Origin of the sequence: Sediminibacillus massiliensis (assembly GCF_900156915.1) — a bacterium.
GTDB classification, from domain to species: domain Bacteria; phylum Bacillota; class Bacilli; order Bacillales; family Amphibacillaceae; genus Sediminibacillus_A; species Sediminibacillus_A massiliensis.
In genome coordinates this window covers 3,452,042-3,478,643 of sequence record NZ_LT732535.1, presented here as the reverse complement: position 1 = coordinate 3,478,643, position 26,602 = coordinate 3,452,042, and the positions used below count along the sequence as shown (strand labels likewise).

Below are 26,602 nucleotides of genomic sequence, written 5' to 3'. Positions count from 1 at the left end.
TATTTATAAAACCGGCACATATTAGTGCCGGCTATTTTTATACAGTACTATCTTAACTGTTGCTCCGCAAATTCCCTGTATAGATTGTGGGAGTCCACCAGCTCCCGATGTGTACCCGTACCAGTTATCTTCCCATTTTCTATAAAAATGATTTTGTCCGCATTGACGATCGTTGACAACCGGTGCGCAATGATAAAGGTGGTTCTGCCCTCCATCAGCCTTGTTAAAGCTTGCTGGACTATCCCCTCAGATTGACTGTCGAGGCTTGCTGTTGCTTCATCCATCATCAAAATTTTCGGGTCTCTCAGAAAGGCTCTGGCAATGGCAATGCGCTGTCTTTGTCCCCCGGACAATTTGATTCCTCTCTCCCCAACCTCTGTGTCTAACCCATTCGGAAACTCATTGATGAACTGATCAGCATAGGCCATTTTGGCGACCTCCCATAATCGTTCGTCCGTAATTTCCACAGAATCTTCCAGGCCATAACAAAGATTTTCACGGATTGTGCCCACCATCATAGGACTTTCCTGTGAAACATAACCAATTTGCCTTCTCCAAGAATACATAGAAAGTTCCCTTACCGGAGTGTCTCCGATAGTAATTTCACCAGAAACAGGTTCATAAAAACGCTCAATCAAACCAAACAAGGTCGTTTTCCCACCGCCGCTTGGCCCAGCAAAAGCCACAACTGAACCAGCTGGAACATCAAAAGATATATTCTCCAATACACGTTCATCTTCACTATAAGAGAAAGATACATCGACGATATGAATCTCTTGATTGGAAATATCGATGTCTTTCCCCTCTTGTCCGGGCTCTACCTCCACCCCAAGTATATCCACAATTCGTTCTGTTGCTCCTTTCGCCTTTTGCAGCTGTGTGAAAAACATGGTAAAAGAAGTAATTGGATAAATAATTTGAAAAAGGTAAAGCAAGAAAGCAACCAGCGAACCTGTTGTCATGGTACCTTCTTTTACTCTTATCCCTCCATATCCAATGATAATGACGATCACTACCATCACAACAAGATACATAAGTGGACCGATGAGAGCAAAAATCTTCCCTTCCCTCAATCCTGTGGAGAAAAGCTTTCCGATTCCAACCAAGCCTTTGTTTTCCTCTGTGTTCTCGGCATTGGAAGCCTTCATTAATCTTATTTCGCTAAGCGTCTGCTGGACACTGGCTGTAAAGTTTGCAGTGTCATCCTGAAGCTTTCGCGATATTTTGGCCATCCTGCTACCAAGCGGCGCTATGAGCAGAACCGTAACCGGAACAGCTATCAACATAAGCAGTGTCATTTTCCAGTCCATGATGAACAAGATGATAATCGAACCGATAATGGTGATAATACCACCGATGAATTGCGGGAAGTGCTGGGAAATCAAGTCTTTCAAAATACCTGTATCATTTACGACACGGCTGACTGTTTCTCCGCTGGTATGTTTATCAAAGTAATGAACCGGTAGTCGTAATAGTTTGAACCATAGTTTTTCTCTTAATTGGGCAACTATCTTTTGGCCGACATAGGTCAATGCATATAAAGACAGGCCGTCAATAACCGCCTGCAAAATAAACACCAGGACGATGGCTGTAATTAACATAGTATTCAGTGATTCCACCGAAAATCCGTCGACCATTTCTCTTGTTAATAACGGGATGGCAAGTCCCGCCATCGTCGTCAAAAGGCTCCCGGCTATCCCGATTGTCAAAACAAATTTTGGAATGTTTAAGGAAAGCAGCAGAGAAAAAAACGACCCGCGCTTTGTTTGTCCAGTATCCATATATTCATGCTCCTTTTATAAGTAAAGCTAAATAACATACTTTCCCATGACCACTCGCCAAGATGATAACGCTTTTTGAACTTCATAGATAAGAGAAACTGCGACATAGTGACAATTCTATTTATTGAAGCTTATTCTTGTTCTGATTTTAGTTAAGCTTATGTACTCGCTGCGGCAGAACACTTCGCTTTCCGCAGCGCTGGACTACCACTCAATCCGAAAAGAATGGGAGGAAGTCACTTTAAAGTTATGGCGCAGTTTATGGGTATGACGAATAAGCTACAAGGTCATTTTATTCTGAACTCAATTGGATTTCTTTGTCATATTTTACTTTATCAGAAAATGAGACAATTTTCTCCAGCAACAGTAAAAAAAGCTTCTACACTTAGAATGTAGAAGCCTCGAGGGTGATTTTTGTTGTTGTGTACAGTCAAGGCTGTACGTTATCTTGCTGGGCGTTCAAATTAGAAAGGGCTCTGTCCATCTGATGCTGACTCTCTTCTATACTTAATTGAGCCTCGATTAATGGCTCGGTTGATGTTCCACTGCCATTGATTGCCTTGCCGCGGGCATCCTGAATTTTAGCCTGGAGTTCACGCAGCTCCTCCTGGAGTTGTTGTATCTCCTCTGCATCTGCGTTGTTTTTGGCCTCGCGTGCAGCCTGCTCCAATTTTTGAGATGCTTCAAACAATGCTTTAATTTCATGTCCGTTTTGAATAGGCATAAACGTTTTCCTCCATATGTTTTTTCCCTTTTATCATATACAGAAATTGTTTATGTTACTCATACGCTTCATTAAAGAACTTAAAGCCCGTCTATTTAGAACCAGCAGAATTTTTGAATAAAAAAACAGGGAATACTTACTGCATGTAAGCTTCCCTGTTTCCATTTATTATTCTGCTAAACTTTCCAATACATCATCGATCATTTGTTGATTGGCAACAGGGCCTGTGTAGAGCCAGCTGGACTCTGGACCATATTCATAAATATTGCCATTCTTGACGGCAGGAATGTTCTGCCAGATTTCATCCTCAAGCATTTCGGCTCCATCGCCGTCGCTATTAATAAGGAAAATGTGATCAGCATCCAATTGCGCTAATTTTTCCAAAGAGATTTCAGACCAGTTCGCAGTTGAATTTGCAGATATTTCTTCCACAACATTCGGCAGCGTCAACCCCAGATCATTATATAGCACATCCCCGCTCGATAAGCTGTCACTAACTATATAAAAAGTGTTGCCAACCAGCCAGATGGCTGCTACTGATTCGTCACCAATTGCTTGGTGAACCTGTTCTTTGGCTTCCTCCGCTTTTTGTTCGTAATCATCCAGGACCTGCTGGGTTTCCTCTTCTTTGCCGAAGATTTCTCCCACCTGCTTGAATTCTGAACGCCAATCGTTGTTTTGTTCTGTTCCAATCACGTATGTCGGAGCGATACTGCTGTATTGATCATATTTATTTCCTTCAACCATTTCTGCCGAATCCATTATAATTAAATCAGGATCGAAACTCGCTACGGTTTCATAAGGAAGATCATGAGGAATAGTTGGCACATCTTCCAGAGAATCCTGTAAATAATCTTGAATGCTCTCTCCATCTTGAACAGACCATTGAGCAACAGGGGTAATACCTAAAGCTACTAGGTAATCCTCCAGGTAGGAAGCAAGCACTCTTTCAGGATTTGCCGGAATTGTCACTTCATTTCCCATGGCATCTGTCAATATTCGTTCTTCTGATGTTTCTTCGGTATTTGATGTTTCTTCATGGTTTGACGATTCATCGTCAGCATTATCTTCTTCACTATTCCCACAAGCTGATAAAACAAAGAAACATAATAGTAAACTAGCAAATATGTATAGATAGTTTTTCTTTTTCATGTTTTCTGTCCTCCCGAAATTGCTGTCTGAATAAATGATAACAATTCTCATTATCATTTACAAGCTTTATTTTATTTGGCCGGTATATTACAATGATAGTTATTATTAATCTCACCTTTTTTAGGAGTTCTACATATGACAATCAAAAAAGCAACTAATAAAGAATCCCGCCCTGTACTGGCTTCTATAATATTAATTGGCGGGATGATCCTGCTCCTTTTGTCTATGGGAGGGTCTATTTTATATGGTGCTGCCGACTTGGAATGGGGAGCAATATGGCAGAGCATCTATCAATTCGATCCTGCTATTACATCACATCAGATTATCAGAAATCTACGGATTCCCAGAGCGCTTGCAGCCGCTTTAATCGGGGCTGCTCTAGCCATTTCAGGTTCCATTATGCAAGGGATGACCCGGAATCCACTTGCTTCTCCCTCCATTATGGGGGTAACTTCCGGTGCAGCTTTCATGATGGCTCTAGCACTTGCAATCACACCTGGTGCTTCCAGCATTACCATGATGCTGTGGGCATTTGCCGGTGCTGGTTTAGGTACTGGTATAGTATTCGGAATCGGGTCAATTTCGAAAACCGGACTGACTCCAGTGAAACTCGCTCTGGCAGGAACAGCTCTGACCGCCATGCTTAATTCGTTATCATCTGTTATTGTCATCCATTTTAATATCGCAAAAGACTTGGGGTTTTGGTATGCGGGGGGTGTCTCAAGCGTCCAGTGGATTCATGTTAAATTACTTGCACCAGTAGTCGTAATCGGCATCATTCTCGCCATTTTGCTTGCAGGCTCGATCACCATCCTGAATTTAGGTGACGACATCGCCAAGGGACTCGGCCAGAAAACCTGGCTGGTTAAACTGGCTGGAACGATCGTTGTCTTAATGCTCACTGGTGCAGCCGTATCTGTGGCTGGAACAATCGGTTTCATCGGACTGGTGATTCCACATATTACCCGCTTTCTTGTGGGTATTAATTATCGATGGATAATCCCCTGTTCTGCCATTTTAGGGGCGATTCTTTTAGTGGTCGCAGACACAGTTTCGAGGATGTTAAATCCACCGTTCGAGACACCCGTCGGAACGGTGACTGCTTTGATTGGCGTTCCCTTTTTTCTTTATCTGGCCCGTCGTGAAGGGAGGGCTTTATAATGAGAAATCAAATGACACAAAAAGCTTGGTTAATCGGAATATTGCTGGTTTTAGCTATCTTAGGGACCCTGTTACTTAGTTTGAATCTCGGTGTTATCCGGATATCGCCTATGGATGTTTTCCGGACACTGACGGGGAACGGAAATGAACAAAACACAATGGTATTGTTTCAGTTTCGATTACCAAGGATGGTTATTGCATTGTTAATCGGTGCTGGCATGGCCGTATCCGGCGCATTGCTTCAAGGGGTTACACGTAATGAGTTGGCAGACCCAGGGATAATCGGCATTAATGCTGGAGCGGGGTTTGCCGTTGTTCTCACCATCTTCTTGTCTCAGGGAAATACTGCGGATGCTGGGGTTTTGTCTATCTTCCTCTTGCCGTTAGCTGCGTTAATTGGTGCCGTCATTGCGGCGGTGCTCATTTATGCTATTTCCTGGAAAAACGGGGTTTCACCGATTCGTTTGGTTTTGGTTGGAATCGGGATCAATAGCGCCTTTGCAGCTTTGATTGTCGTTTTTCAATTAAAGATGGATCCGGATGATTTCACTCGGGCAACGGTTTGGCTGTCCGGAAATATATCAGGAACAGATTGGACATATGTACTAGCTTTACTGCCCTGGATTCTTATCTTTATACCATTAGGTTTATACAAGGGAACGTCATTAAACACTCTTTTTCTTGGGGATGATGTTGCCCAGGGACTCGGGACAAAGGTAGAACATGAGCGAAGAACACTGTTGTTCATCGCAGTCGCTCTTGCGGGAGCAAGTGTTTCTGTCGGAGGTGGTATTGCCTTTCTGGGACTGGTAGTTCCGCATTTATCCAAAAAACTGGTCGGTCCAACCTTTGAAAGACTTCTTCCAATAACCGCACTGATGGGAGCTTTTCTCTTACTAGCAGCAGATACCATCGGCCGCAACATACTGGCACCTTCAGAAATACCAGTTGGTTTGATTGTGTCTCTCATAGGCGGAGGTTACTTCATTTATTTGTTAATGAAATCGTGACTAGTAAAGTTTTCCAAACCAGAAAAGAAGGACGCCACCTACAAATGTAGATGTCGTCCTTTTTGAATCCGTGGATGGAGCTTCGTGCTATGCTTCCAATCCAACTATATAAATACCTTCACTCCACCAACGTTTGCCTACGAAATTTCTCTATCCTCACGAGCACCTGTTTCATCCACCGGATGTGTTGCCTCATAAATCAATTGGTCCAATTCATCCTGATAAGCGGTCCGCTGCTGCTCTGTCCAACCGAACAACTGCTTCATATAATTGATGACTCCCGTTTTATTTGCTTTCACCCAATCGATATGGAAAAATAACGCACCCGTTCTTCGAATAAAGAAGTCTGCAGGTTTGTAACATGCTTCCTGTTCAGTTGCATAGCGGAGCATCGCGTAAACTAACGGATCTAATTTCGCTTTCTCAGCAGCTGATTTTTGGTTATGATAGATATCCAGAATTTCAGTAACATTTGCACCATAACGTTGAACGATACTGTTTGCATCTTCCGGAGATAATCCAAGGGCAACCGCTTCTTCTATTTTTTCCTTGGCAAACACTTTAAAACCAGCAGATCCACCGACATCTCCTCCCGAAATCGGCAAATGTTTCGTTGAGGAGGAAGAATACAGAATCCCTTTCGAAGCTTTAAGCTTTTCCACTGTCAGGTCGACGACACTTTCGGCCATTTTACGATAACCTGTCAACTTTCCGCCTGCGATCGAAATCAGCCCAGAATCTGCAACAAAAATTTCATCCTTTCTCGAGATTTCGGATGGATCTTTGCCTTCCTCATGAATCAATGGTCGTAGACCTGCCCAGCTGGACTCTACGTCTTCCGGTCCTACATCAACTGAAGGAAACATAAATCGAATTGCGTTCAATACGTAGTCCCTGTCTTCGGTCGTCATCGTTGGGTGGGCGATATTGCCTTTATATACAGTATCTGTCGTCCCTACATACGTTTTTCCTTCCCGTGGGATGGCAAATACCATTCTGCCGTCAGGCGTATCAAAGTAAATCGCCTGCTTGAGCGGGAATTTTTTCCCGTCAAATACTAAATGGATCCCTTTCGTCAACTGGAGTGTTTTTCCTTGTTTGGATCCATCCTGCTCACGCAGCGTATCGACCCATGGACCAGCAGCATTAATGACATGATCTGCATAGATGTTGTGTGTCGAATGATCGATCTGATCTTCCACTTCTACTCCTACAACCTGTCCTTGATCATACAATAATTGATCAACTTTGGCATGATTGATCGACAAGGCCCCTTGTTCCACTGCTTTTTTCATCACTTCAAGCGTTAAGCGGGCATCATCTGTTTTATACTCGACGTAATAACCGGCCCCTTTCATATCTTGCTCTTTTAACAGAGGCTCTTTCTCTAATGCTTCCGGCTTTTTGAACATCTTTCTGCGTTCCTGCTTTTTAACACCTGCCAGAAAATCGTAAACACGTAACCCTACATTAGTAGACAACGGTCCGAATGTCCCACCGTCATAAAATGGCAGCAACATCCATTCCGGCGTGGTCACATGCGGCCCATTTTCATAAACTATGGCACGTTCTTTGCCTACCTCTGCAACCATTTTCACTTCGAATTGTTTCAGATAGCGCAATCCACCATGCACAAGTTTCGTAGATCTGCTCGATGTTCCGGCGGCAAAGTCCTGCATTTCCACCAATGCTACTTTCATTCCCCTTGTCGCGGCATCGAGTGCAATCCCGGCACCTGTAATCCCTCCGCCTATTACGATCAAGTCATGTTTTTCTGCTTCCATCTTGTTGTACATCTCTTTACGATTCAAACTTGAAAATGTCATTTTCCATCGCTCCTTTATAATTTAAACGATGTTCATCTTGTTTTCTCCATGTCCTCAAGAAAAACAACTGGATTAAAGAAAAAAAGAGACCACAACAAACCCTAGGATAATACTATCCTTAGTGATCGTGTGGTCTCCTTATCTCCGAACGAAATATTAACTTGTATCTTCATTATAACAAGTTTTATCACAGAATGCGACTAATAATACTTATTTTATTTAAAAGCTCTTGTGGCTTCGACCGCTTTCTGCCATCCAGTATATAACTTGTTTCTATCTTCCTCTGTCATTTCTGGATGGAAGTTTTTTTCTGTTTTCCATTGCTTCGCGATTTCTTCTGTGTTTTTCCAATAACCGACTGCAAGACCCGCGAGATACGCTGCACCAAGAGCTGTTGTTTCATTAATCTCCGGTCGTTCCACCGGCACCCCGAGGATATCGCTTTGAAATTGCGTCAAGAAATCGTTTTTCACTGCCCCGCCATCTACACGCAATGACTTCAATTCAATGCCTGAATCAGCAATCATGGCATCAAGGACATCTTTGGTCTGATAAGCCAATGACTCTAATGTCGCACGGATAAAGTGTTCCTTCGATGTACCACGTGTGAGTCCAAAGATGGCACCACGTGCGTCACTATCCCAATATGGTGTTCCAAGCCCTACAAAGGCAGGAACCATATAAACGCCATCCGTGGATTCCACCCGGCTCGCATATTGTTCTGTTTCCGGCGCATTGTCGATCATCCGCAAACCATCGCGCAGCCATTGAACAGCAGAACCCGCAACAAAAATACTGCCTTCAAGCGCGTATTCCACTTTTCCATCTAACCCCCAGGCCAATGTTGTAAGGAGACCGTGCTGTGATTTAACCGGTTTTTCGCCAGTGTTCATAAGCATGAAACAACCTGTTCCATAAGTGTTCTTGGCCATTCCCTTTTCATAGCATGCCTGTCCGAACAATGCAGCCTGCTGATCACCGGCAATACCTGCGATAGGTACTTCCTCGCCGAAGAAATGATAACTGACGGTTTTGCCATATACTTCAGAAGAAGGCCGAACTTCCGGCAGCATGCTTTTTGGTACAGCTAGGATGTCCAATAGTTCTTCATCCCACTCTAAGTCGTATATGTTATACATCAATGTCCGGGAAGCATTCGAGTAATCTGTCACGTGAGTTTTTCCGCCTGTCAGCTTATAAATCAACCAGGTATCCACCGTTCCAAATAACAAGTCGCCCCGTTCGGCTTTCTCCCTGGCCCCCTCTACATTGTCCAAAATCCATTTCACTTTTGTGCCAGAGAAATAGGCATCGATCAATAAACCGGTCTTTTCCCTGAAGAGGTCCTGGTATCCCTCTTCTCTCAACTGCCTGCAAATATCTTCTGTCTGGCGTGATTGCCAAACAACAGCTTTATAGACAGGTTTACCTGTATGTTTATCCCATACAACTGCTGTTTCCCGTTGATTTGTAATGCCGATTCCTTCGACCTGCGAAGGATCTATATCACCTTTTCTCAAAACTTCGGCAATACAAGCAAGCACCGAGGTCCAGATTTCATTTGCATCATGTTCGACCCAGCCCGGATTCGGAAAGAACTGCTCGAATTCTTTTTGTCCTGTCGCGACAATTTCGCCCTTTTTATTAAATAAAATAGCACGTGAGCTTGTTGTTCCCTGGTCTAACGATAAGATATATTTTTCCATTTTGAAGTCCCCTTATTATATGTTTTTTACTTTTTTCAAACTGTTGTTATTAACGTTGCTAGTTACGGATACATTGCCTTTTTTCAGTTCGATGTTTGTTGCCACTATCATAATGACGACAATAATTCCTGTTACGGCCCAGAAGCTTAAGCCATACTCATTTGCAAAAATAGCACGATAGAACAATGCTCCATATATACCGCCGATCGCCGGCCCTGCAACCGGTATCCAAGCATAGCTCCAATCAGATTTCCCTTTACCTATTATCGGTAGAACAGCATGAGCAATCCTCGGCCCTAGATCACGGGCTGGATTAATCGCATAACCTGTGGTTCCACCCAGAGACATTCCAATCGCCATGATCAACAACCCTACAATCGCTGGATTGAGTCCTTCAGTGAAGCTGTTGGCACCGATGAACAGCAATCCCATGACAAGGACAAAAGTACCGATAATTTCACTTACTAAATTAGATAACGGACTCCTGACCGCCGGATCTGTTGAAAAGACTGCAAGTTTGGCACCTTGGTCTTCTGTTTCCTTCCAATGTGGCAAGTATTGCAAAAAGACAATTACCGCACCGATAAAGGCGCCGATCATTTGTGCCGAAATATACATTGGCACCTTGGCCCAAGGAAATTCTCCAACAGAAGCAAATCCCAGTGTGACAGCAGGATTCAAGTGTGCTCCGGAAACATTTCCCACAGCATATACCCCCATTGTGACGGCTAATCCCCAGCCAATTGTAATCAAGACCCAGCCTGCACCTTCCGCTTTTGTTTTCTTCAATACAACGCCGCCAACAACGCCACCGCCAAATATGATTAAAATCATGGTACCGATAATTTCTGCTAAGAACTCTGACAACTCCATCCACCCCTTAAGGATAATATAGTGGTTCCATCAACAAATTTCGCATATGTGCTCTCTATTGGTAGGGCCCTCGAAATGTATGGCAAAGTATCTCTGATACTACCTAACTCATCTCATCAATTAAAATAACGCAAAAAAGCCCACACAACAATCACCCATGTACTTTATACCTAGGAAAAGTACACGGTTTGCTGTGTGGGCTCCACTTCTCTAACACATTTACTTAACTTGTTAATACTAGATTAATATAAACTGAAAACGCTGTCAACATATGAGTGGATTTTTTCCCAGAAAAAATAGCCCGGCATTCCTGTATTATAAGAAATGCCGGGCATTATACTGGACCGTTATTTACTATTCCACAATTCCGAGCGGGAAGTGGTCACTGCTACCGCCCCACTATCCAAGGCATTTTTCACGTCTTGATCTGTTCGTATCAATCCACCTGCGATGATCGGCAGACCGGTACGCTCGTTAATTTCAGCCAATATAGACGGCGCGATTCCCGGCAGCACTTCTATGTAGTCTGGCTTCAGCCGTTCAACCAGCTTAACGTTATGATTAATTGCCTGACTGTCCAGGGCAAACAAGCGTTGAACAGCAATTATCTTGTGTTTCTTGGCGAGTGATATCACATTCCCTCTTGTCGACAAAATACCATCTACTTTCAGGTCGTGCACCAAATATTCAACACCGTAGTCATCCGCTTTTAATCCTTGAATAAGATCAGCATGAACAAGCACCTTTTTTCCGCTTTTTTTCGCATAAGCAACAAGACTGGAAATTTGGGATATGCGTGATTCGAGGAAAATAACGCATTCCTTGTCGCTCGAAAGAACTTGATCAAAGTCCTTCATGCTTCTTATAGCAGGCAGTACGCCTTGTAATTGAACCATGTTGATACTCCTCTCCACACTTGCACGATTATCGTATAGACAATTTTAGCAGAATCTTATCGGACAGTCCTTCTTCGTGTACCGTGCTTGCCGGAAATCAGGTGGAAACATTTCATCACTGTTATTCAAAATAACTTTTAATCCTAAAAGTGCTATTTCTTCCTTTGCCTGAATAAATCGATTGATTTATATCCTTGTGAGAGAATATCGACCATTTGTACCTGGCGCTTTTCCTTTGTCTTCTGTTGCTTTGCTGAAAAGATATACCGAGCCCAATCCCTTTGATAGCCTGGTGTCAGGCCTTGAAAAAATATCAGCACATTTGGATCGTCTGCTAACATGTTCTCTATATCTTTTACATGTTCTTCATAATCTGCCACACACTGACTCGGGGCCGATGACCGCTTAACTGTTCTCTTCTCCCGCTTTAATCCGATAACCGTAAATACGTCGTCCATACTCACCATACGGGAGAATTTCAAATCACTATCTCCAACATATCCTTTTTCTCCGACTTTCATTGCAGGGAATATATCGTCTCTGTGTATAAACGTATCATATCGCTTGTTGCCTTTTTTCGGATAAGCAAAAAATAAGTACCCTTTTTCAAGCAATAGCCCATTATCCAGGATACTATTGGTGTGTCTTACCATCTCCTCGGTTGTTTCGACGAAAATGAAAATAGCATCATGGTTAGTCGAGAATGATGCCCGATACCCATTAAACACCTCATAATCAACCGGTTCATGAATCACTGCAAGATTTTGGTACTTATTCAAGTTCAATTTATCAATGATAGTCATAACTACTCCTTTATTTCATATACAGTTTTCTTTTCCAAGTATCCTTTCAACGCATCCAAGTCTTTCGCACAGGCTTTCTTAAAAGTGCCTGCCATCATCTTCCCGAACATCTTGGACAAACCGGTAAGTCCATTTATTTCGCCATCTAAAGTAACCTCTGTTTGATCCGTCGTGGAGACAAGCGTGTATGTAAATACGTATTCCCCTTTGCCAGTTGTCCCCTTCGTTCCATCGCAGCGCAGCACGATCTTATCCGGTTCCCGGAGTTCCTGCACTTCGAAATGTTCTGTTGCCTCTTTTCCAAATATTTTCCTTGTTTCTTTCCACTCACTTCCCTCATCAATCGCCCCTTCGTCCAATCGCTCAATTCTTACTAATCCTTGCATCCACTGTTTTGCGGAATCTAGATCCAGCAATCCTTCATAGGCTTTTTGTTTTGGTACTTGCATGGATTTTTTCACTTCAAATCGAATGGTCAAGCCAGTTTCCTCCTTAGGATATTCACTTAATTTAAGACTGTAAACGGCTCCCTGTCCCTATAAATTCAACATACATGATGGTGAATCCTTCTATGCCGGCTTCCATAACCAAAGTGCCTCTGGCATACACCAGGGGCACTTATTTTCAATTTTCTATATCCCGTTTGTTAAAACCGATAAATCCAATTATTATCAAAACGAACGCAAGAACTGTCAATAGTATCAACGGCATGTAGGCGAAATCTTCGATCGGTATTTGTGGAACATGGCCAAAAGGAGAAATCTTGCCAATCCAGTCAGAGAACTGGAATAATCCGCCTAAATACAGGACGATAAAGGAATAAAATACATACAGCCAAATGAAGCTGGTTGTCTTTGGGAAAACCCCGATCAATAGAATTGCCACCCCGATCATGACAAGCATTGCCGGATAATAAGACAATGCTGCCCCAATAATCATCTCGAATGATAATCCTCCTTCGACCATTGCCGTTCCTGCAGACCAAAGACCAAATGCAGCGAGCGAAATCATGACAAAACCATTGATGACTGATATGAGGAAATAACTTCCTAATAGTTTTTTTCTGGAAACTGATCTGGCCAAAATATTGACAATCCGATCCTTTTTCTCTTCCCCACGCAGCTTATTTGCAGCCATAACGGGAGGGACTGTTGCGAGCAGGGATACGACGATCATCAACATAGGTATAAATTGTTCAACCAAAGTTACCCCTTCCGCTGGCTGGAGCAGCTGTTTCATCGTTTCATTTTCAGAAAAAAACGATTCCAGATCCCCTAAAACGGATCCGTAAGACGCACCTAACACATACATCCCAATCGCCCATGAGATGATTCCCGTCCGCTGCAGCCTTAAAGCAAGACCGATCGGACTTTGCAAAAACCGAGAGGCGTTTGTTCTGCCTGGTTTGGATGGCAGAAAGCCGCGGTCGAGGTCCCGGATGGCATTCAAGTAATTCGCCGCAATATATAGAACAAAAGAAACAGTGATCATCAACACGATCGGCCACCAATTATTCGTATCATAAACCTCCGCCTTGGTTACCCAGGCCAATGGTGATATCCAGGATAATCCTTCGTTGCTTACGTCTGTAACAGCTCGAAAAAGATAAGCAATCAGCAGTACAGAAATCGAGTAACCAATTGTGCCCCGTGAACTGTCAGACAACTGCGCGAACACAGCAGTTACACCAGCGAAAAAAGTACCGGTAGCACCCAAGGCTGTGCCGTACAATAAAGAACCTTCCAAATTCATACTCTCAATGCCAAGTGCATATAGGCCTAGACCATTAATCAGTGCCAGTCCCCCACATGTCAAGGTTATAACCAGTAACGATGCATTCAAATAGGAAAGGCGTCCTGTTGGCAATGCACGGATCATTTCAAGGCGGCCATCCTCTTCATCGGCTCGAGTATGGCGGGTGACAAGCAGAATACTCATCAGTCCCACCACTGCAGCAGTCATAAGCAACATTTGATGAGCTGTCATAACACCCATTGTATAATTACTTAAATCTGCAGGACCTGTCATGGCTGTCATCGCCGGGTTTGCCATCGTCTGTGCCATCGCATCTCTTTCCTCTTGGGAACCGTATAAATCCCGAAAAGCAGTTGGCACAATTATCGTAAAAAAAGTCAGAGCAATAATCCAAACAAGGATCCGGAACCGATCAAGCCGGAAAATGAACCGGGAGAGAGAACCCATCTTGGCACCTAAATCGCCAGTCATCACCGCTCATCACCTACTCCCGTTTTATTCGTCCCTTCATAATGGCGCATAAACAAATCTTCCAAAGTCGGAGGCGCACTTTCCAGCTTAACGATACCAAATTGACTGATATGCTTGATCACTACATCCATTTTGTCACTATCAACCTGAAAAGATAAACCTTGATCAGTTTGTTCCAACTCATGGATCCCTTCCATGTCTTGTAAACCCGTGACGGGCTGTTTGGTGTCGACCAGCATTTGGGTCCGGGTCAAATGCCGCAATTCATTTAAAGATCCGGATTCAATAATCTTGCCTTGCCGGATGATGCTGACCCGGTCGCACAGCTTTTCTACCTCTGATAAAATATGACTGGAAAGCAGTACACTTTTGCCTTGTCTCTTAACATCCATCACGCATTCCTGAAAAACCTTTTCCATCAACGGATCTAGACCAGAAGTGGGCTCATCCAGAATATATAGGTCTGCATCCGTGGAAAAGGCAGCAACAAGGGCGACCTTTTGACGGTTTCCTTTGGAATAGGTCCGACACTTTTTTGATGGATCCAAATCAAACTTCTTTATTAATTCATCGCGCTTTCCCTTATTTGTTTGACCATTTAATTTTCCAAACAAATCGATGACCTCTCCACCGGTCAAGTTGGGCCATAAATTCACGTCGCCCGGCACATAAGCAATCCGTTTATGAATTTCTACTGCGTCCTTCCAGGCGTCCTTGTCAAAAATCTTCACTTCACCACTTGTTGCCTTTATTATTCCTAACATCACCCTGATCGTGGTCGATTTACCTGCTCCATTCGGTCCGATAAAGCCTAACACTTCCCCATTCTCCACTTCGAAATTAACCCCATCCAAGGCAGTGAATTTGCCAAACCTTTTAGTTAAATTGGTCACTTTTAATAAGCTCATCGCTCAATCCCCCGCTTCTTTATAGAAACAACGTTTCAAAATGTCTGAATAGCTGTTCCATTCATTGATCAGCTCCATTCCAAGCCCCGTCTCCATGTTCTTAAAAGATTTGATTTTTTCCATTTGCATTTCCCCAAAGCCGACCATCGTCCAATTCAGGATATGAAGGGCTTTTTCAGGATCGATATCTTCCCGGAACTTTGACCAGTCGATGTTTTCATAGATTCTATTCAAACCGTTCTCCATAATATTACCCATTATTCGTTCAACATCTTGTTTGACTTCTGCAGCTTCTTCCTCCCGGGTCGCTTTCAGAAAATCAAATACTAACGGATACTTTTGTTGTATCTTTAACTTGACCAACCCTACCTGACTGATGCGTTTAAAAAGATCCCTTTCTTCCAAGTCCATTTCACCAAAGATAACATCCAGAATTTTAATTGCTTCATCGATCAAATACAGGTACAAGTCTTTTTTATTATTAAAATAATTGAACAACGAGCCTTTCGAAATCTCTGCTTCTTTGACTATTTCGTTTGTAGATGCTTTCTCAAAACCGTTCTGCACAAATTGTTTCATTGCAGCATTGACAATGCGTTCCTGCTTTTCCGTCTTCAAACTGAAAAATTTATTATTAATGTTTCTGACTCCTCTCACAACAAATGACCAACCCGGTCATTTTAAACTTACCACAAATGACCGGGTTGGTCAAAAAGAAGTTTGCGACAAATTTTCGGGAAATTGAGCAGTGTGAGATAACCCGGGGAAAGCGTTTTGATAAAAGAAAAAGCATACTATCTGACAACAGACAGTATGCTTCATTCTATATTTTTTTATGAAACAGCGATTGAGATGTGGCTCAAATGGCTGTACTTCATTTAATCGATTATCTTAAGCTCTACATCCTCTTGACGATTTAAATACCAATTTTCGATAGCCAGTGCGTAAGCGAGCGGAATGTCATCAATGGTCTCGATATGAGCCGGAATAGAACGATTCATCGTCTTAATAGAGGCCACATGAAAATATTTTTGCAGCATTGTTTGGGAATGAGCTATTTCAATAATATTTTTCCGTTTCGTTATAAACATGCGGTTTGTCAGGCCACCGTTCCACCATTGCACCTGGTCTGAAGTCACTGCATATCTTGTATGGATATAATCAAGAATCCGGTGTAACAAAATAAAGCAAAGTAGAGTAAGACTGACAATCCACCAAGCTTGATCCATCTGAAAGAAACGGGGTCTAAAAAAAGCTAATCCAATAGTGGCCACCATCCAAACCCAGCTTGGTTTCAACAGCTTGATATATAAAGACTTGCGAGGGAGCTTTTCTAATTTTCCATTCAACCGATAAATGGGAAGTAAATCTTCTATTAGTTGATAAGCCTGTTTCATGGGCAAAAAAGGATAGAGCGAGTTAACATTAACCGTCCCATCACCACTACCAGGATTGGAAGAACTGATTAATTTTACTTCAGCTAACCCAAATATCCGCTTTAACCATGTTTGCTGCATTTCCAGTCCCTGAACCTTTCTCTTTTCGATTGCAAAATAACTTTCGTCCAATATTCCTCTGTCAATATAAATGTGGCTTGCATCCGAAGAGATTTCATACTTGCCATAGTGGATGAATGTTCTCGCAACCCCGAAAATGACAGCAACAATAATGGCTATGACAATAATGATAAAAAGCAGCCACCCACTTTTTATCAGCCCCCGGAACAAGCCTTCTGCCTGGTTTGCATCAGGTAAAAAAGGCTCCAAATAATCCATAACACCAGCAATTACCGGAATGATTGCCAGAAAGCTCAATGAAGTGAAACTTGCTTTCCACAAGTCTTTTCTTTGTGGAGTAAAATGAACCGTACGAGTTGGCACGTGAACGTCTTCTTGTTTTACATCATTTTCTGGACAATCCACTACCTCTTCATCAGTACTATCAGCTTCTGATTCTTGGAAGCCTTTCTCCTTTAGCTGTACTAACTCAATCAAATAACCGGCATGCTGCTTCGATAAAATTTCAAAGTGGATTGCATCATCTTTTCCATCCATTGCCGTTTCAAAAGTTAAAGAAGTAAGCCCCGCCATTTTGTGAAAAAAACTTGTCTTCCTCGTCACATTTTGAATTTTTGAAAATGGAATAGCACTCGTTTGTTTTATGAAAATCCCTTTATGTATATGAAACGTACGGTCCTTCCATTCATACCTCTCGAAAAACCAAGCGATAATAATATAAAAAAGCCGCCATATAAAAAATAAAACAAATGCATATCTTCCGTACTCGATAAGCCAGAAGTCGGAATCTTTCCTCATGACAAATAGAATAATGGCAATCAATAAACTGTTTTTCACTAATTGAAAGATACGAAAACCGATTGTTAGTGGATGATACCTCATCATTCATCCACTTCCTTTAGCTTCGCATATTCCGCTAATGTTTCCCTTAACTCGTATGCGACGTTCTCTTCCAAAGCGGGAATTGCATGGGATGAACCCATCGTTTCTACTTGGATGGCACGCGTCCGGTATCTTTTCATAATCGGACCTTGACTGATGGAGACCGACTGTATCTTTGTCATCGGAACGGTCACCCATTGTTTTTTAAAAATTCCATAGCTTAGCTGAAGATATTCATCATCAAACTGGTAACTCCAACTTCGATATAGATAGGTAGATTCAAAGATTGACCAGACAGTGCTGCATACAGCCATTCCGACCAGGCCAACCAAGACCCAAAACACCCAATCAGGCCAAGCGAAAAAGCGATCCACCCAAAAAAGTACACCCAATACGATAAAACCGACAATATTACCAATGGTTTCAGAAACGATTCTTATTTTGGTAAAAGAAGGCGATAAATTATTTTTTAATTTCCTATCATTCATAGCAGCGAACTCCTTACAGTACTTAGCATTTTAATGATCAAAACTATAATTAATGTAATGGAACGTTTGTATCCTTTTCCTCTCATTAAACTGTCGCTCTCCCCCCAATACCTTGTTATTAGGAATACGACGACTCGGATAAAAAAGTTTCACAATCCGCATTTCCACCATAATTGATTTATTTAACAAAAAATACGAGGCTGGGACAAAAGTATTTTGACTAGTGAAGAATCCGAACAATACAAATGCGGTGCGTATAATCGCTCCTGAAATATACTTTCCGCTGGGCGGGTGGTGAGCATCCTCGCTGCTCCAGCTGCGGGATCTCACCTATCCCACTCGCCCCGAAGGTGTCTGCGTATATTTCATCCGCTAAATTCGTTCTTTGTTCGTATCTCAGTTAAACACTTTTATTATGTCCCAACCTCGCTATTCATGCATTAATGCATGCCCTGTTGAGGAGCTTTCGTATACGCTTGTAACATCGTGGTCATATCCTGCTGATTAAGTTGCGGAACCTGATAATAACCATTTTTATTTTGGTACAAAAATAACTCATAGCTCATTTCAATTAAATTCGGCACACTGTCTGCGACTATACGGCGCAATACCGGGTTATTCATTTCTGCGGCTGCCATTGTGAAAGTAGACGAGGCTGCTTTTGTTTGTCCCAGCATAAACGAGGAGTAGCATTCATCTGTAAGCTCATTCACAGACTGTTTTGGCTTCTTGGGCTGACTTGCCTTCAATCCATAAGTAACTTCGTTGCTTTGCTGCATTTTATACTGTTGTGTCGGTACTTGTGGATCTTGACCCGTTTGAAAACTTTCCACAATGGTGTTATAAGTTTGCGTCAAGAAAGATGATTGGCGCTGCAAGATCCCTTTCAGTTCCTGATCCTGAATATGTTGATTGTACAATTGATATTGCTCCAATACTCCAATAACGCAGCCAATCAATTCATGCGAGTCAAGAACTTCGTGCGCACCATGATTAAGGTTCATCGCCTGGTTTACCGCATTTTGCGGATTTTGCATCTGGTTTTGATTTTTAGCCATACTGAAGACCTCCTATTTTATCGATCAAAATATATATTTTCCTCTAAGGAGTCAATTATGTATCATTCTTCAAAGAGTAACTGCATCGACGGCTTCAAAAGTAAACGCTTCTTGTAAAGCTCTCCTTAAAGAGCAGACCACGACCATCTTGACAATAAAACAAGCCCATTTCTCAGTAGGTATTCACCTGGCGCCACCAAAGTTGAATACATTATAAAAGCTACTGGAGGTTGTTAAGATGAATGGTTTATATCACGATACCCATAATAGAAGTAAGCTTAGTGATTGGGAAAAAACAACGCTGAGGCAATTCAAAGTAAAAATGTCCGATAATAAGAAACCATTTCCTTGTATACCAGCGACGATCGGGTTTTCAATGAATCAACTCCGATATGGTTTTATCGGGGATCCCCGGATGATGTCAACGATAGAAGCCCTTGCCGATATATTGACGGAATATACAAAAAACGCAAAAGAATATGGGGATTATACTTCTCTCATCGTCTTTTATGAATTGCCGGAGGAGTTACTCGAGACCTGTACTGTTACGGATTATGAACAGCTTTTTTGGAGAAATTTGAGCGGACTGTCGGCGATAGATACTAGCGAATGGCCAGGCGACATCCCAACAGATCCAAACAATCCTATTTGGGAGTTTTGTTTCCATGGAGAAAGGTATTTTATGTATTGTGCCACACCAGCACATATAAATAGAAAAAGCAGATACTTTGATACGATGATGCTGGCGATCACTCCAAGATGGGTACTCCAAAAATTCAATAAAAACCAGACACATGCAGAAAAGATAAAAAGGCACATTCGAAAGCGCTTGTCCAAATATGACTCAACCCACATCCATCCTGATTTAAATAGTTATGGTGCAGAGGATAATTATGAGTGGAGGCAATATTTTTTACGTGATGACGATACCACAATTGCTAAGTGTCCGTATCATCAATTTATTAACTTGTTGTCGGTAAATAAGAAATAATGGAAAAGGCACTTGCCACAAGAACCAAAAACCTCAAAGGAAGACTTTGAGGTTTTTTAATCCCTATATGTAATCTCATTTCACCAAAAAACCATCCATTAAAGGATCGGAGTGATCAATAACAAATCGATGTAATCCAGTTATAAAGCCCTTTCCGCGAATGTCTATTTGCAGATTGAAACTGAAGTCAGATTCGGAATAATTTAGTACATGGCATTCAACTTGGTTATTCAAAAAATTAACTACTTTAAAATTACTCTCATCTCGGCTAATGCTGCTTTGTTGAAGCAAATAACCAATATGGGCAGCTGACGAACGATAAGGGGAACGTTCAATATGCAGATTCCGGTCTATAGCTAAATGGGTTATTTGCCGGGGACTTGTTCCATGAACAATTAGTAGTTTACTGACAGCATTCAGTTCATTTTGTTCAAACAACCAAACAGCCTTTTCCTTTACATCCTTTAAGTGATTGACAGACAGTACCACATCCACGTAACTACTATCGATGACGGCAGTCTCTTCACCATTAACCTTAAAAATATTTATTTCCGTACCTTTGACATTCACTTGCTCCTTATAAGAACTGGATTCCACGACTTTCGCTTCTTTGACTTGTTGCTTTTCATCATCAAATTGAACAAAGACTTCCACTTGGCCTGTAAGCGAATCAAATACATATTTGTCTTTTATAATGTTCTTGACTTCCGCCAGAACAGTAGCCACCCCAATTGCTCCATAGTTTAAATTGGAAAGTTCTCCATCGACATTTCTAAACAATACTCCTGCATCAGCATCCTCTGTGACTGGCGGTGTTATGATACATAGCTTCATTTCGTTATGTCCTCTAGGTTCTTCTAATAACGTTTTCCATTGTCCTGAAAAACGCTCTCCGTTTAGTTCTTTTCGGTATTCCTGCATCGTGGTTTTTCTTTTCACAAGAGGATCCATATCTAGAATACGTATTGACTCACCGGCTGCATGGACATCTACTGTATTTATATAGTGGTTGACCTTCAATTGCCTCACCTCCGTTATTAATGATCTTCCATTTCAGGAATTAATAAAAATCCGGTAAGCTGTGGGTCTTCTTTATTTAAGACAAATTGATGATGGCCTGTGACCCATGCAGATCCACCAATATAATTAATCGTTGCTTCGTACCCGCCTACTTTAGTAATTTCGCGAATGTGTCCTTTAAATAGGGAACCTACAATGCTTTCATGTACAAATTCCTCATTCAATTTCAACTCTCCTTTGGAATACAGTGTGGCCATTTTGGCTGATGTACCCGTGCCACATGGCGAACGGTCAATCCCTCCAGGTGGTACAACGACAGTATTTTTTATGTCGGCATCAGGATTACTGGGATTTGTGGAAAATTCGATATGGGTCAAACCTTTTATGAAATGATTCTCCGGATGTATAATTTCTACTTGGCTATTCACTGCTCTTCTTATTGCAATAGCCCTTTCAATAATCTGTTCTGCATTAGATGGCAGTAATTCGAGTCCAATATCCTCGGCAGAAACAATGCCATAAAAATTGCCGCCATACGCGATGTCGATAGCTATTCCATCACCTATCCCCGCTACATTCAACTTTACTATTTTGTATAAAAATGACGGAACATTGGTAAATGAAACGGAAATCACTTTATCATTCTCGATTAGAATGTCGACTTTCACCAACCCTGCAGGTGTATCAAGTGTCAATTTAGTCAACGGTTCTTGGTAAGCGATCAATCCGCCCTCTACCAGAGCTGTACAAAATCCTATTGTATCGTGGCCGCACATCGGTAAATAGCCACCCGTTTCAATAAAAATCACGCCGACATCCGCTTCTGGATGGCATGGTTCCTGCAAAATAGCACCCGACATGATATCGTGCCCCCTAGGTTCATTCATGAGAGCCTGCCGAAACCAGTCACAGTTGTTTTTCATATAAAGCATCCGTTCACTCATGGTGCTGCCTTCCAGCTTCGGAGCCCCGCTTATGACAGTCCTGGTAGGATTTCCGCCTGTATGGGTATCAATGGTTGTGACTAAGCGATCTACTTTCAAAGAATTACCTCCTTCTTTTCAAATCGGTCAAAGCGTAACGGATCTATATCTATGGAAGTTTTATCCTCATTAATCATCTCGGAAATCACCTTCCCCGTAATGGCCGCCAAACCTATTCCATCACCTTCATGGCCCGCTGCAATAAAATAGCCGGGATATTGTTCCACTTCTGAAATAATTGGAAGATTATCCTTCGTCCACGGTCTTAACCCAGAATAGACTCGCAACAAGTCCATGTCTTTCATTTTCGGATAAAAACGCATGCACCTTCTGGCGATGGTACCTACCACATCCCAATTGACATTAGTATCGAAGCCGACGAACTCTCTGCTTGAACCAAGCAGAAAGTTTTGACTCTGGGTTGGTTCAAAAACCAGTGCGACCCCATATTTGTCCGTCTTCTCATCGACCCTTCTTTCTCCTCCGAATTTAGACATTAAGTAACCGAATTCCATCACTTTTCTTGGCGAAACCGGCACTTGCCGGGTAGATACTAATATGTGCCCTTTCCTCGGTGAAATGGGGATTTTCAAATCAAGCATCTCCCCTACATGCGGGGCCCACACTCCAGCACAGTTCACTATGTACTTTGCACGGATGTCGCCTTGATCTGTTTCTATATGATAAAAAGAATGCTTGTAATCCACGTTTTTAACTGCTGTTTTTTTTCTCAATTGAGCTCCATTTTGTTTGGCTCCTTCAAAAAGGGAAAAACACAAAAGGTATGGATTAACAGTTGAATCCGTACCACATTCCAGGCCACCTAACAGATCATCTGCTAGATATTTCGATTCAAACTTCAAATCCTGACGATCTAACATTCGAAAAGGAAGCCCTGCATCTTTTTGTAGATTCACCCATCTCTGGGCAGCCTCCATTTCCTCCTCTGTTTCACACACCAATATGCTCCCCGGCAATCTATATTCAAACTCCAAAGGTAATTCTTTTGATAATTGGTCGATCAGCTTTTGACTCTCCCAGGCCATCTGACTATCAAATCCTGGATCTTTATCAATCGCGAGAATATTCCCATCGCAATGGGAGCTGGTTCCACTGGCAAGTTCATTTTTTTCAATAACAGTAACTTGATAGCCTAATTTAGACGCATAATACGCTACCGCACAACCGATAATTCCACCGCCGATAATTGCAACATCTGTCTGAAATGACACGTATGCTCCCTCCTCTACTACTTAATCCAATGCAAGTATTATGCCAACTTTAAAAACACTAAATTTTCTAAAAAATTAGACAGTAATCGGAAAATGTGTTTAAATTCTTATATAAAGTGTCATAGATAAGGAGGATAAGATGAAACATTTACTACCTTCTATTAAAGAATTAATTCAAACTGATTTTATTTACTGGGATAAAGCTTCCGCCCCCTCAGCTCCCCCACCAAATAACATTGGAGCTAAAATATTATTTATTAATCATCCTGATCGACTGATTGCTCAAACAATCAATGATATTCAACACCTCAATAACCCCAACAAGAGCTTGCCCGCCTATACAGCACAAATAATTGATATACATGATTCATGGAAAGATATTCAGATAAAAATCACGGAATGCGATTACCTTTTAGTCACAGAATCATCCACTCCAATTGGTTACATGAAAGTATCTACTTTAGCATCTACCACCCTTTACTCATACATATATTTAAAAGCTTATTACGATACAATCTTAGACACAACAGACAGCAGCATTTCAGTAATCAACGACTCCTATGAAACAGTGGTCTGGACTACTGGGGCTGAACGTATATTTTCGATCAAGAGAAAAGACATCATCGGCAAACCGATGACTGACTTCTTTCCTGAAAAAATGTTGGAAAATATCATAACCCTGCAAAAAGGGGAAAGTGTTAGACGAAAACAGCATCAACCAAGAGAAGACTTGTTTGTGTTAATCAATACGAACCCGGTTAAAATCGGCGATAAAATCGTTGGCGTGGTCGTATCTGAAACAGATGTTACAAAGCAAGTGCATTTGAGCGAAAAACTGGTCAATGCCAATAAGACCATCCAAGACTTAAGACATAAAGTCCTGGGCGAAACTTCGCCCAATCCTTTTCGTTCGATTGTAGGAACAAGCTATGCTGTTCAAAAGACAATCCAGAAAGTTAGACAAATTGGAACTACGGAGGCAAGAGTCCTCTTTTACGGAGAATCGGGTGTTGGCAAAGAATTGTTTGCCAAAGCGATCCATGAATTACGAAACGATAAGAACGCTCCTTTTGTTGCAGTAAACTGCGGAGCCATCCCTGCTTCTTTATTCGAGAGTGAGTTGTTCGGCTATGAAAAAGGGGCTTTTTCCGGTGCTAACTCTCAAGGTAAGAAAGGACAATTTGAACTAGCCAAAGGCGGTACACTATTCCTGGATGAGGTTGGAGAATTACCACTAGACATGCAGGTAAAGCTATTACGCGTATTACAAGAGGGGACATTTTATTCTGTCGGCGGGACGAAAGTAAAAAAAGTTAATTGCCAAATCATCTCTGCTACTAACAAAAACTTGCAAAAATTAGTGGAGTTGGGTGAATTCCGGGAGGACTTATATTATAGATTGAACATTGTAAGTATCAAAATACCACCCTTAAGAGAACGGATGGATGACATTATGGAGTTGAGTCATATGTTTCTCTATGAATTCTCTGAAAGGTATGACCGGGAAGTCCATGAAATACCGAAATCCATCATGCAAAAATTAATGAACTATCATTGGCCCGGGAATATAAGAGAACTCCGAAATACGATGGAGAGACTAGTAGTTTTCTCTACGGAGGGTAAGTTAGATGCAGAAGATTTACCATCTAAGATGATAATGAGTCAAGACAATCAAGAAGAAATCAGGCACATAGATCCTTCTCCGGCAGCTACAATCGATGAAGAGTCGATACTTCCTTTAAAAACAGCTTTAGAGGAGTTTGAAAAGGATTATATCAAGCAAGCACTGTTAAAAACGGAAAACAAAAATAAAGTCGCCGATATGCTGGGAGTGTCACGTGCTACCTTATATAATAAAATAAACAAACTTGGTCTTTGATGGTGATTTGGAAGACATCGGATTTACCGACGTCTTCCTTATTAATTTAAGCGGATTGGTCTATATCGGCTTTTCCCTTATCATCCTGGTAAAAATAAAGACCCTTATATCCAAAATAAAGCGTGACCAAAATACTAACGAAATTCAGCCACATAAACGGTAGGTATTGTAACGTTGATACCCCCAATACTGCAGTCATATAGACACCTGCATCTGACCAAGGGACCATTGGCGCCGTTAGTGTTCCACCAGCTTCCGTATTTCTTGATAAAGCCCGTTTATCCACTCGATGCTCTTCGTAAAGTTTCTCTGTGATTTTTGTACCGGTAATCATGGAAACGTAGGCTGCACTTCCAAAAACATTACCAAAGAATGCAGAAAGCAACGTGGAAACGGTAAGCCTGCCTGATTTCCTAGACCCTTTATCAACCCATTTTCTGAACAGATTGCTGAAGGCATACAACACGCCGATCCTGTCCATTAAACCACCCAGTCCCAGAGCTAACAAAATGAGTGCAATGACACCGAGCATTGCCTCGATTCCCCCTGAATTTAAAAGGCTATCCAAAAAGTCAATTCCCGAGTCGATTACAAACCCCGTGTAAGCGATTTCAATAGAGTTTATAATTGGCATACCTTGAAACACGATGGACCACACAATACCCAGGAAAGCACCAAATGTAATCGCGGGAATCGATGGCTTCTTCATCGCTAACAATGTAATAACCACTACCGCCGGAATCAGCACATACCAACCAATGTTGAAGTTAGCCTGTAAAGCTGCCGCTACCTCTTCCGCTCTGCTAAGGTCTGCTGAACCATTGACATAGAAAAAGCCAACTATTGTGAACAATGCCCCGGTTATGACATAAGTTGGCAAGCTTATCCGCAGCATTCCTTTTACGTGGTCAATAACATCTAACTTGGCTAAGGATGCTGTCATCACGGTTGTATCAGACAAAGGTGACATTTTATCTCCAAAGTACGCGCCTGACAAAACTGCACCCGCTACGAGTGGCAGCGGCACGCCGAAGCTGGCTCCAATTCCCATCATTGCAATCCCGGCTGTACCGACCGTCCCGAACGAAGTCCCTGTTGCCAAAGCTGTTATCGAACAAATAATCATTGTGGCCAACAAGAAGATAGATGGATGAATCACTTGCAGTCCATAGTAAATAAGACCAGGAACCACCCCGCCTGCGATCCAGGTACCAATCAGTGCCCCCACAGTGAATAATACTAATGTAGCTTCCAGTCCATTGTAAATTCCCGTCAGAATGGAATCCTGCAGCTCTTTGTAAGTATGCTTCAGTTTCATACCCAGACCAATGAATAGAAACCATGACGCAAACAAAGCTAATTGAATCGGTAAGGCGAAAGTGGACACAGACAAGAACATGATGATTAAAAACAATACCAATACCCCAATGACCTCGAATAGTTTGGGTTCTTGAACACGACTCATAAATCTAACTCCTCCTTTTAA

The 26,602-nt window shown here is 42.0% G+C and carries 23 protein-coding genes; 4 read left to right on the top strand and 19 right to left on the bottom strand.

From position 1 onward, the window contains the following. Positions 1-47 precede the first annotated feature (47 nt). The 3 genes from CZ434_RS18065 to CZ434_RS18055 all read right to left on the bottom strand — a co-directional run bounded on the left by CZ434_RS18065 (position 48) and on the right by CZ434_RS18055 (position 3,657). Complete coding sequence (locus CZ434_RS18065) at positions 48-1,781, bottom strand: ABC transporter ATP-binding protein (protein ID WP_077624405.1); 1,734 nt, start codon at positions 1,779-1,781, stop codon at positions 48-50. A 430-nt stretch (positions 1,782-2,211) separates the two neighbouring features. Beyond that, entirely contained in the window at positions 2,212-2,505 is a 294-nt protein-coding gene (locus CZ434_RS18060) for a hypothetical protein (protein WP_077624404.1), read from the bottom strand. A gap of 168 nt (positions 2,506-2,673) precedes the next feature. Beyond that, positions 2,674-3,657 (bottom strand): iron-hydroxamate ABC transporter substrate-binding protein, encoded by a 984-nt coding sequence (locus CZ434_RS18055; RefSeq protein WP_077624403.1) that lies wholly within the window; start codon positions 3,655-3,657, stop codon positions 2,674-2,676. Between the two features lie 135 nt (positions 3,658-3,792). On the opposite strand from CZ434_RS18055, the gene CZ434_RS18050 reads away from it, so the two are divergent. Further along, the gene (locus tag CZ434_RS18050) at positions 3,793-4,818 is read left to right on the top strand and encodes a FecCD family ABC transporter permease (RefSeq protein ID WP_077624402.1); all 1,026 of its coding nucleotides are present in this window, start codon (positions 3,793-3,795) and stop codon (positions 4,816-4,818) included. After that, complete coding sequence (locus CZ434_RS18045; RefSeq protein WP_077624401.1) at positions 4,818-5,828, top strand: FecCD family ABC transporter permease; 1,011 nt, start codon at positions 4,818-4,820, stop codon at positions 5,826-5,828. The genes CZ434_RS18050 and CZ434_RS18045 overlap by 1 nt, the downstream gene beginning before the upstream one ends. 137 nt (positions 5,829-5,965) lie before the next feature. Here CZ434_RS18045 and CZ434_RS18040 read toward each other — a convergent pair whose 3' ends face one another. The 12 genes from CZ434_RS18040 to CZ434_RS17985 all read right to left on the bottom strand — a co-directional run bounded on the left by CZ434_RS18040 (position 5,966) and on the right by CZ434_RS17985 (position 19,011). Next, positions 5,966-7,654, bottom strand: a complete 1,689-nt coding sequence (locus tag CZ434_RS18040; RefSeq protein WP_077624400.1) for a glycerol-3-phosphate dehydrogenase/oxidase — start codon at positions 7,652-7,654, stop codon at positions 5,966-5,968. A gap of 215 nt (positions 7,655-7,869) precedes the next feature. After that, positions 7,870-9,360: a glycerol kinase GlpK gene (glpK, locus tag CZ434_RS18035; RefSeq protein ID WP_077624399.1), complete on the bottom strand. Its 1,491-nt coding sequence runs from the start codon at positions 9,358-9,360 to the stop codon at positions 7,870-7,872. Positions 9,361-9,375: 15 nt separating this feature from the next. Then, positions 9,376-10,227: an MIP/aquaporin family protein gene (locus CZ434_RS18030; protein WP_077624398.1), complete on the bottom strand. Its 852-nt coding sequence runs from the start codon at positions 10,225-10,227 to the stop codon at positions 9,376-9,378. A 353-nt stretch (positions 10,228-10,580) separates the two neighbouring features. Continuing rightward, positions 10,581-11,129 (bottom strand): glycerol-3-phosphate responsive antiterminator, encoded by a 549-nt coding sequence (locus CZ434_RS18025; protein ID WP_077624397.1) that lies wholly within the window; start codon positions 11,127-11,129, stop codon positions 10,581-10,583. 152 nt (positions 11,130-11,281) lie between these two features. Next, positions 11,282-11,932 (bottom strand): YdeI/OmpD-associated family protein, encoded by a 651-nt coding sequence (locus CZ434_RS18020; protein ID WP_077624396.1) that lies wholly within the window; start codon positions 11,930-11,932, stop codon positions 11,282-11,284. 2 nt (positions 11,933-11,934) lie between these two features. Beyond that, positions 11,935-12,411: an SRPBCC family protein gene (locus CZ434_RS18015; RefSeq protein WP_077624395.1), complete on the bottom strand. Its 477-nt coding sequence runs from the start codon at positions 12,409-12,411 to the stop codon at positions 11,935-11,937. Between the two features lie 145 nt (positions 12,412-12,556). Continuing rightward, positions 12,557-14,158, bottom strand: a complete 1,602-nt coding sequence (locus CZ434_RS18010; protein ID WP_077624394.1) for an ABC transporter permease — start codon at positions 14,156-14,158, stop codon at positions 12,557-12,559. After that, complete coding sequence (locus tag CZ434_RS18005) at positions 14,158-15,066, bottom strand: ABC transporter ATP-binding protein (RefSeq protein ID WP_077624393.1); 909 nt, start codon at positions 15,064-15,066, stop codon at positions 14,158-14,160. Before CZ434_RS18005 ends, CZ434_RS18010 begins: the two co-directional genes overlap by 1 nt. Before the next feature lie 3 nt (positions 15,067-15,069). Further along, on the bottom strand, positions 15,070-15,723 hold the full coding sequence (locus CZ434_RS18000; protein WP_245831020.1) for a TetR/AcrR family transcriptional regulator: 654 nt from the start codon (positions 15,721-15,723) through the stop codon (positions 15,070-15,072). A 221-nt stretch (positions 15,724-15,944) separates the two neighbouring features. After that, the gene (locus CZ434_RS17995; protein WP_245831019.1) at positions 15,945-17,468 is read right to left on the bottom strand and encodes a PH domain-containing protein; all 1,524 of its coding nucleotides are present in this window, start codon (positions 17,466-17,468) and stop codon (positions 15,945-15,947) included. After that, on the bottom strand, positions 17,465-17,953 hold the full coding sequence (locus tag CZ434_RS17990; protein ID WP_077624391.1) for a PH domain-containing protein: 489 nt from the start codon (positions 17,951-17,953) through the stop codon (positions 17,465-17,467). The genes CZ434_RS17995 and CZ434_RS17990 overlap by 4 nt, the downstream gene beginning before the upstream one ends. Positions 17,954-18,393: 440 nt before the next feature. Continuing rightward, on the bottom strand, positions 18,394-19,011 hold the full coding sequence (locus tag CZ434_RS17985) for a spore coat protein (protein WP_077624390.1): 618 nt from the start codon (positions 19,009-19,011) through the stop codon (positions 18,394-18,396). Between the two features lie 238 nt (positions 19,012-19,249). Here CZ434_RS17985 and CZ434_RS17980 point away from each other — a divergent pair, with 238 nt between their 5' ends. Further along, a complete protein-coding gene (locus CZ434_RS17980) occupies positions 19,250-20,002 on the top strand; it encodes a YqcI/YcgG family protein (RefSeq protein WP_077624389.1) in 753 nt (250 codons plus the stop codon). 75 nt (positions 20,003-20,077) lie between these two features. Here the strand turns inward: CZ434_RS17980 and CZ434_RS17975 are convergent, their stop codons facing one another. The 3 genes from CZ434_RS17975 to CZ434_RS17965 are packed head-to-tail and all read right to left on the bottom strand — an operon-like array spanning position 20,078 to position 23,237. Continuing rightward, on the bottom strand, positions 20,078-21,022 hold the full coding sequence (locus CZ434_RS17975) for a proline racemase family protein (RefSeq protein WP_077624388.1): 945 nt from the start codon (positions 21,020-21,022) through the stop codon (positions 20,078-20,080). A gap of 17 nt (positions 21,023-21,039) precedes the next feature. Next, entirely contained in the window at positions 21,040-22,065 is a 1,026-nt protein-coding gene (locus CZ434_RS17970; RefSeq protein WP_077624387.1) for a proline racemase family protein, read from the bottom strand. Then, entirely contained in the window at positions 22,062-23,237 is a 1,176-nt protein-coding gene (locus tag CZ434_RS17965) for an NAD(P)/FAD-dependent oxidoreductase (RefSeq protein ID WP_077624386.1), read from the bottom strand. Before CZ434_RS17965 ends, CZ434_RS17970 begins: the two co-directional genes overlap by 4 nt. 139 nt (positions 23,238-23,376) lie before the next feature. Between CZ434_RS17965 and CZ434_RS17960 the strand changes: the two genes are divergently transcribed. Then, positions 23,377-25,116 carry a sigma-54 interaction domain-containing protein gene (locus CZ434_RS17960; protein WP_077624385.1) on the top strand — a complete coding sequence of 580 codons (1,740 nt, stop codon included), beginning with the start codon at positions 23,377-23,379 and terminating at the stop codon, positions 25,114-25,116. A 46-nt stretch (positions 25,117-25,162) separates the two neighbouring features. Here CZ434_RS17960 and nhaC read toward each other — a convergent pair whose 3' ends face one another. Beyond that, the gene (gene nhaC, locus CZ434_RS17955) at positions 25,163-26,581 is read right to left on the bottom strand and encodes a Na+/H+ antiporter NhaC (protein WP_077624384.1); all 1,419 of its coding nucleotides are present in this window, start codon (positions 26,579-26,581) and stop codon (positions 25,163-25,165) included. Positions 26,582-26,602: the final 21 nt, after the last annotated feature.

Excerpts from the sequence above, each read along its gene's own strand:
- CZ434_RS17990 (WP_077624391.1), bottom strand. The coding sequence starts at position 17,953 with ATGAATGATAGGAAATTAAAAAATAATTTATCGCCTTCTTTTACCAAA.
- CZ434_RS18040 (WP_077624400.1), bottom strand. The coding sequence starts at position 7,654 with ATGACATTTTCAAGTTTGAATCGTAAAGAGATGTACAACAAGATGGAA.
- CZ434_RS18055 (WP_077624403.1), bottom strand. The coding sequence starts at position 3,657 with ATGAAAAAGAAAAACTATCTATACATATTTGCTAGTTTACTATTATGT.
- CZ434_RS18065 (WP_077624405.1), bottom strand. The coding sequence starts at position 1,781 with ATGGATACTGGACAAACAAAGCGCGGGTCGTTTTTTTCTCTGCTGCTT.
- CZ434_RS18050 (WP_077624402.1), top strand. The coding sequence starts at position 3,793 with ATGACAATCAAAAAAGCAACTAATAAAGAATCCCGCCCTGTACTGGCT.
- CZ434_RS18060 (WP_077624404.1), bottom strand. The coding sequence starts at position 2,505 with ATGCCTATTCAAAACGGACATGAAATTAAAGCATTGTTTGAAGCATCT.
- CZ434_RS17985 (WP_077624390.1), bottom strand. The coding sequence starts at position 19,011 with ATGGCTAAAAATCAAAACCAGATGCAAAATCCGCAAAATGCGGTAAAC.
- CZ434_RS18025 (WP_077624397.1), bottom strand. The coding sequence starts at position 11,129 with ATGGTTCAATTACAAGGCGTACTGCCTGCTATAAGAAGCATGAAGGAC.
- nhaC (WP_077624384.1), bottom strand. The coding sequence starts at position 26,581 with ATGAGTCGTGTTCAAGAACCCAAACTATTCGAGGTCATTGGGGTATTG.
- CZ434_RS17960 (WP_077624385.1), top strand. The coding sequence starts at position 23,377 with ATGAAACATTTACTACCTTCTATTAAAGAATTAATTCAAACTGATTTT.
- CZ434_RS18010 (WP_077624394.1), bottom strand. The coding sequence starts at position 14,158 with ATGACTGGCGATTTAGGTGCCAAGATGGGTTCTCTCTCCCGGTTCATT.
- CZ434_RS17995 (WP_245831019.1), bottom strand. The coding sequence starts at position 17,468 with ATGATGAGGTATCATCCACTAACAATCGGTTTTCGTATCTTTCAATTA.
- CZ434_RS18005 (WP_077624393.1), bottom strand. The coding sequence starts at position 15,066 with ATGAGCTTATTAAAAGTGACCAATTTAACTAAAAGGTTTGGCAAATTC.
- glpK (WP_077624399.1), bottom strand. The coding sequence starts at position 9,360 with ATGGAAAAATATATCTTATCGTTAGACCAGGGAACAACAAGCTCACGT.
- CZ434_RS18045 (WP_077624401.1), top strand. The coding sequence starts at position 4,818 with ATGAGAAATCAAATGACACAAAAAGCTTGGTTAATCGGAATATTGCTG.
- CZ434_RS17980 (WP_077624389.1), top strand. The coding sequence starts at position 19,250 with ATGAATGGTTTATATCACGATACCCATAATAGAAGTAAGCTTAGTGAT.
- CZ434_RS18020 (WP_077624396.1), bottom strand. The coding sequence starts at position 11,932 with ATGACTATCATTGATAAATTGAACTTGAATAAGTACCAAAATCTTGCA.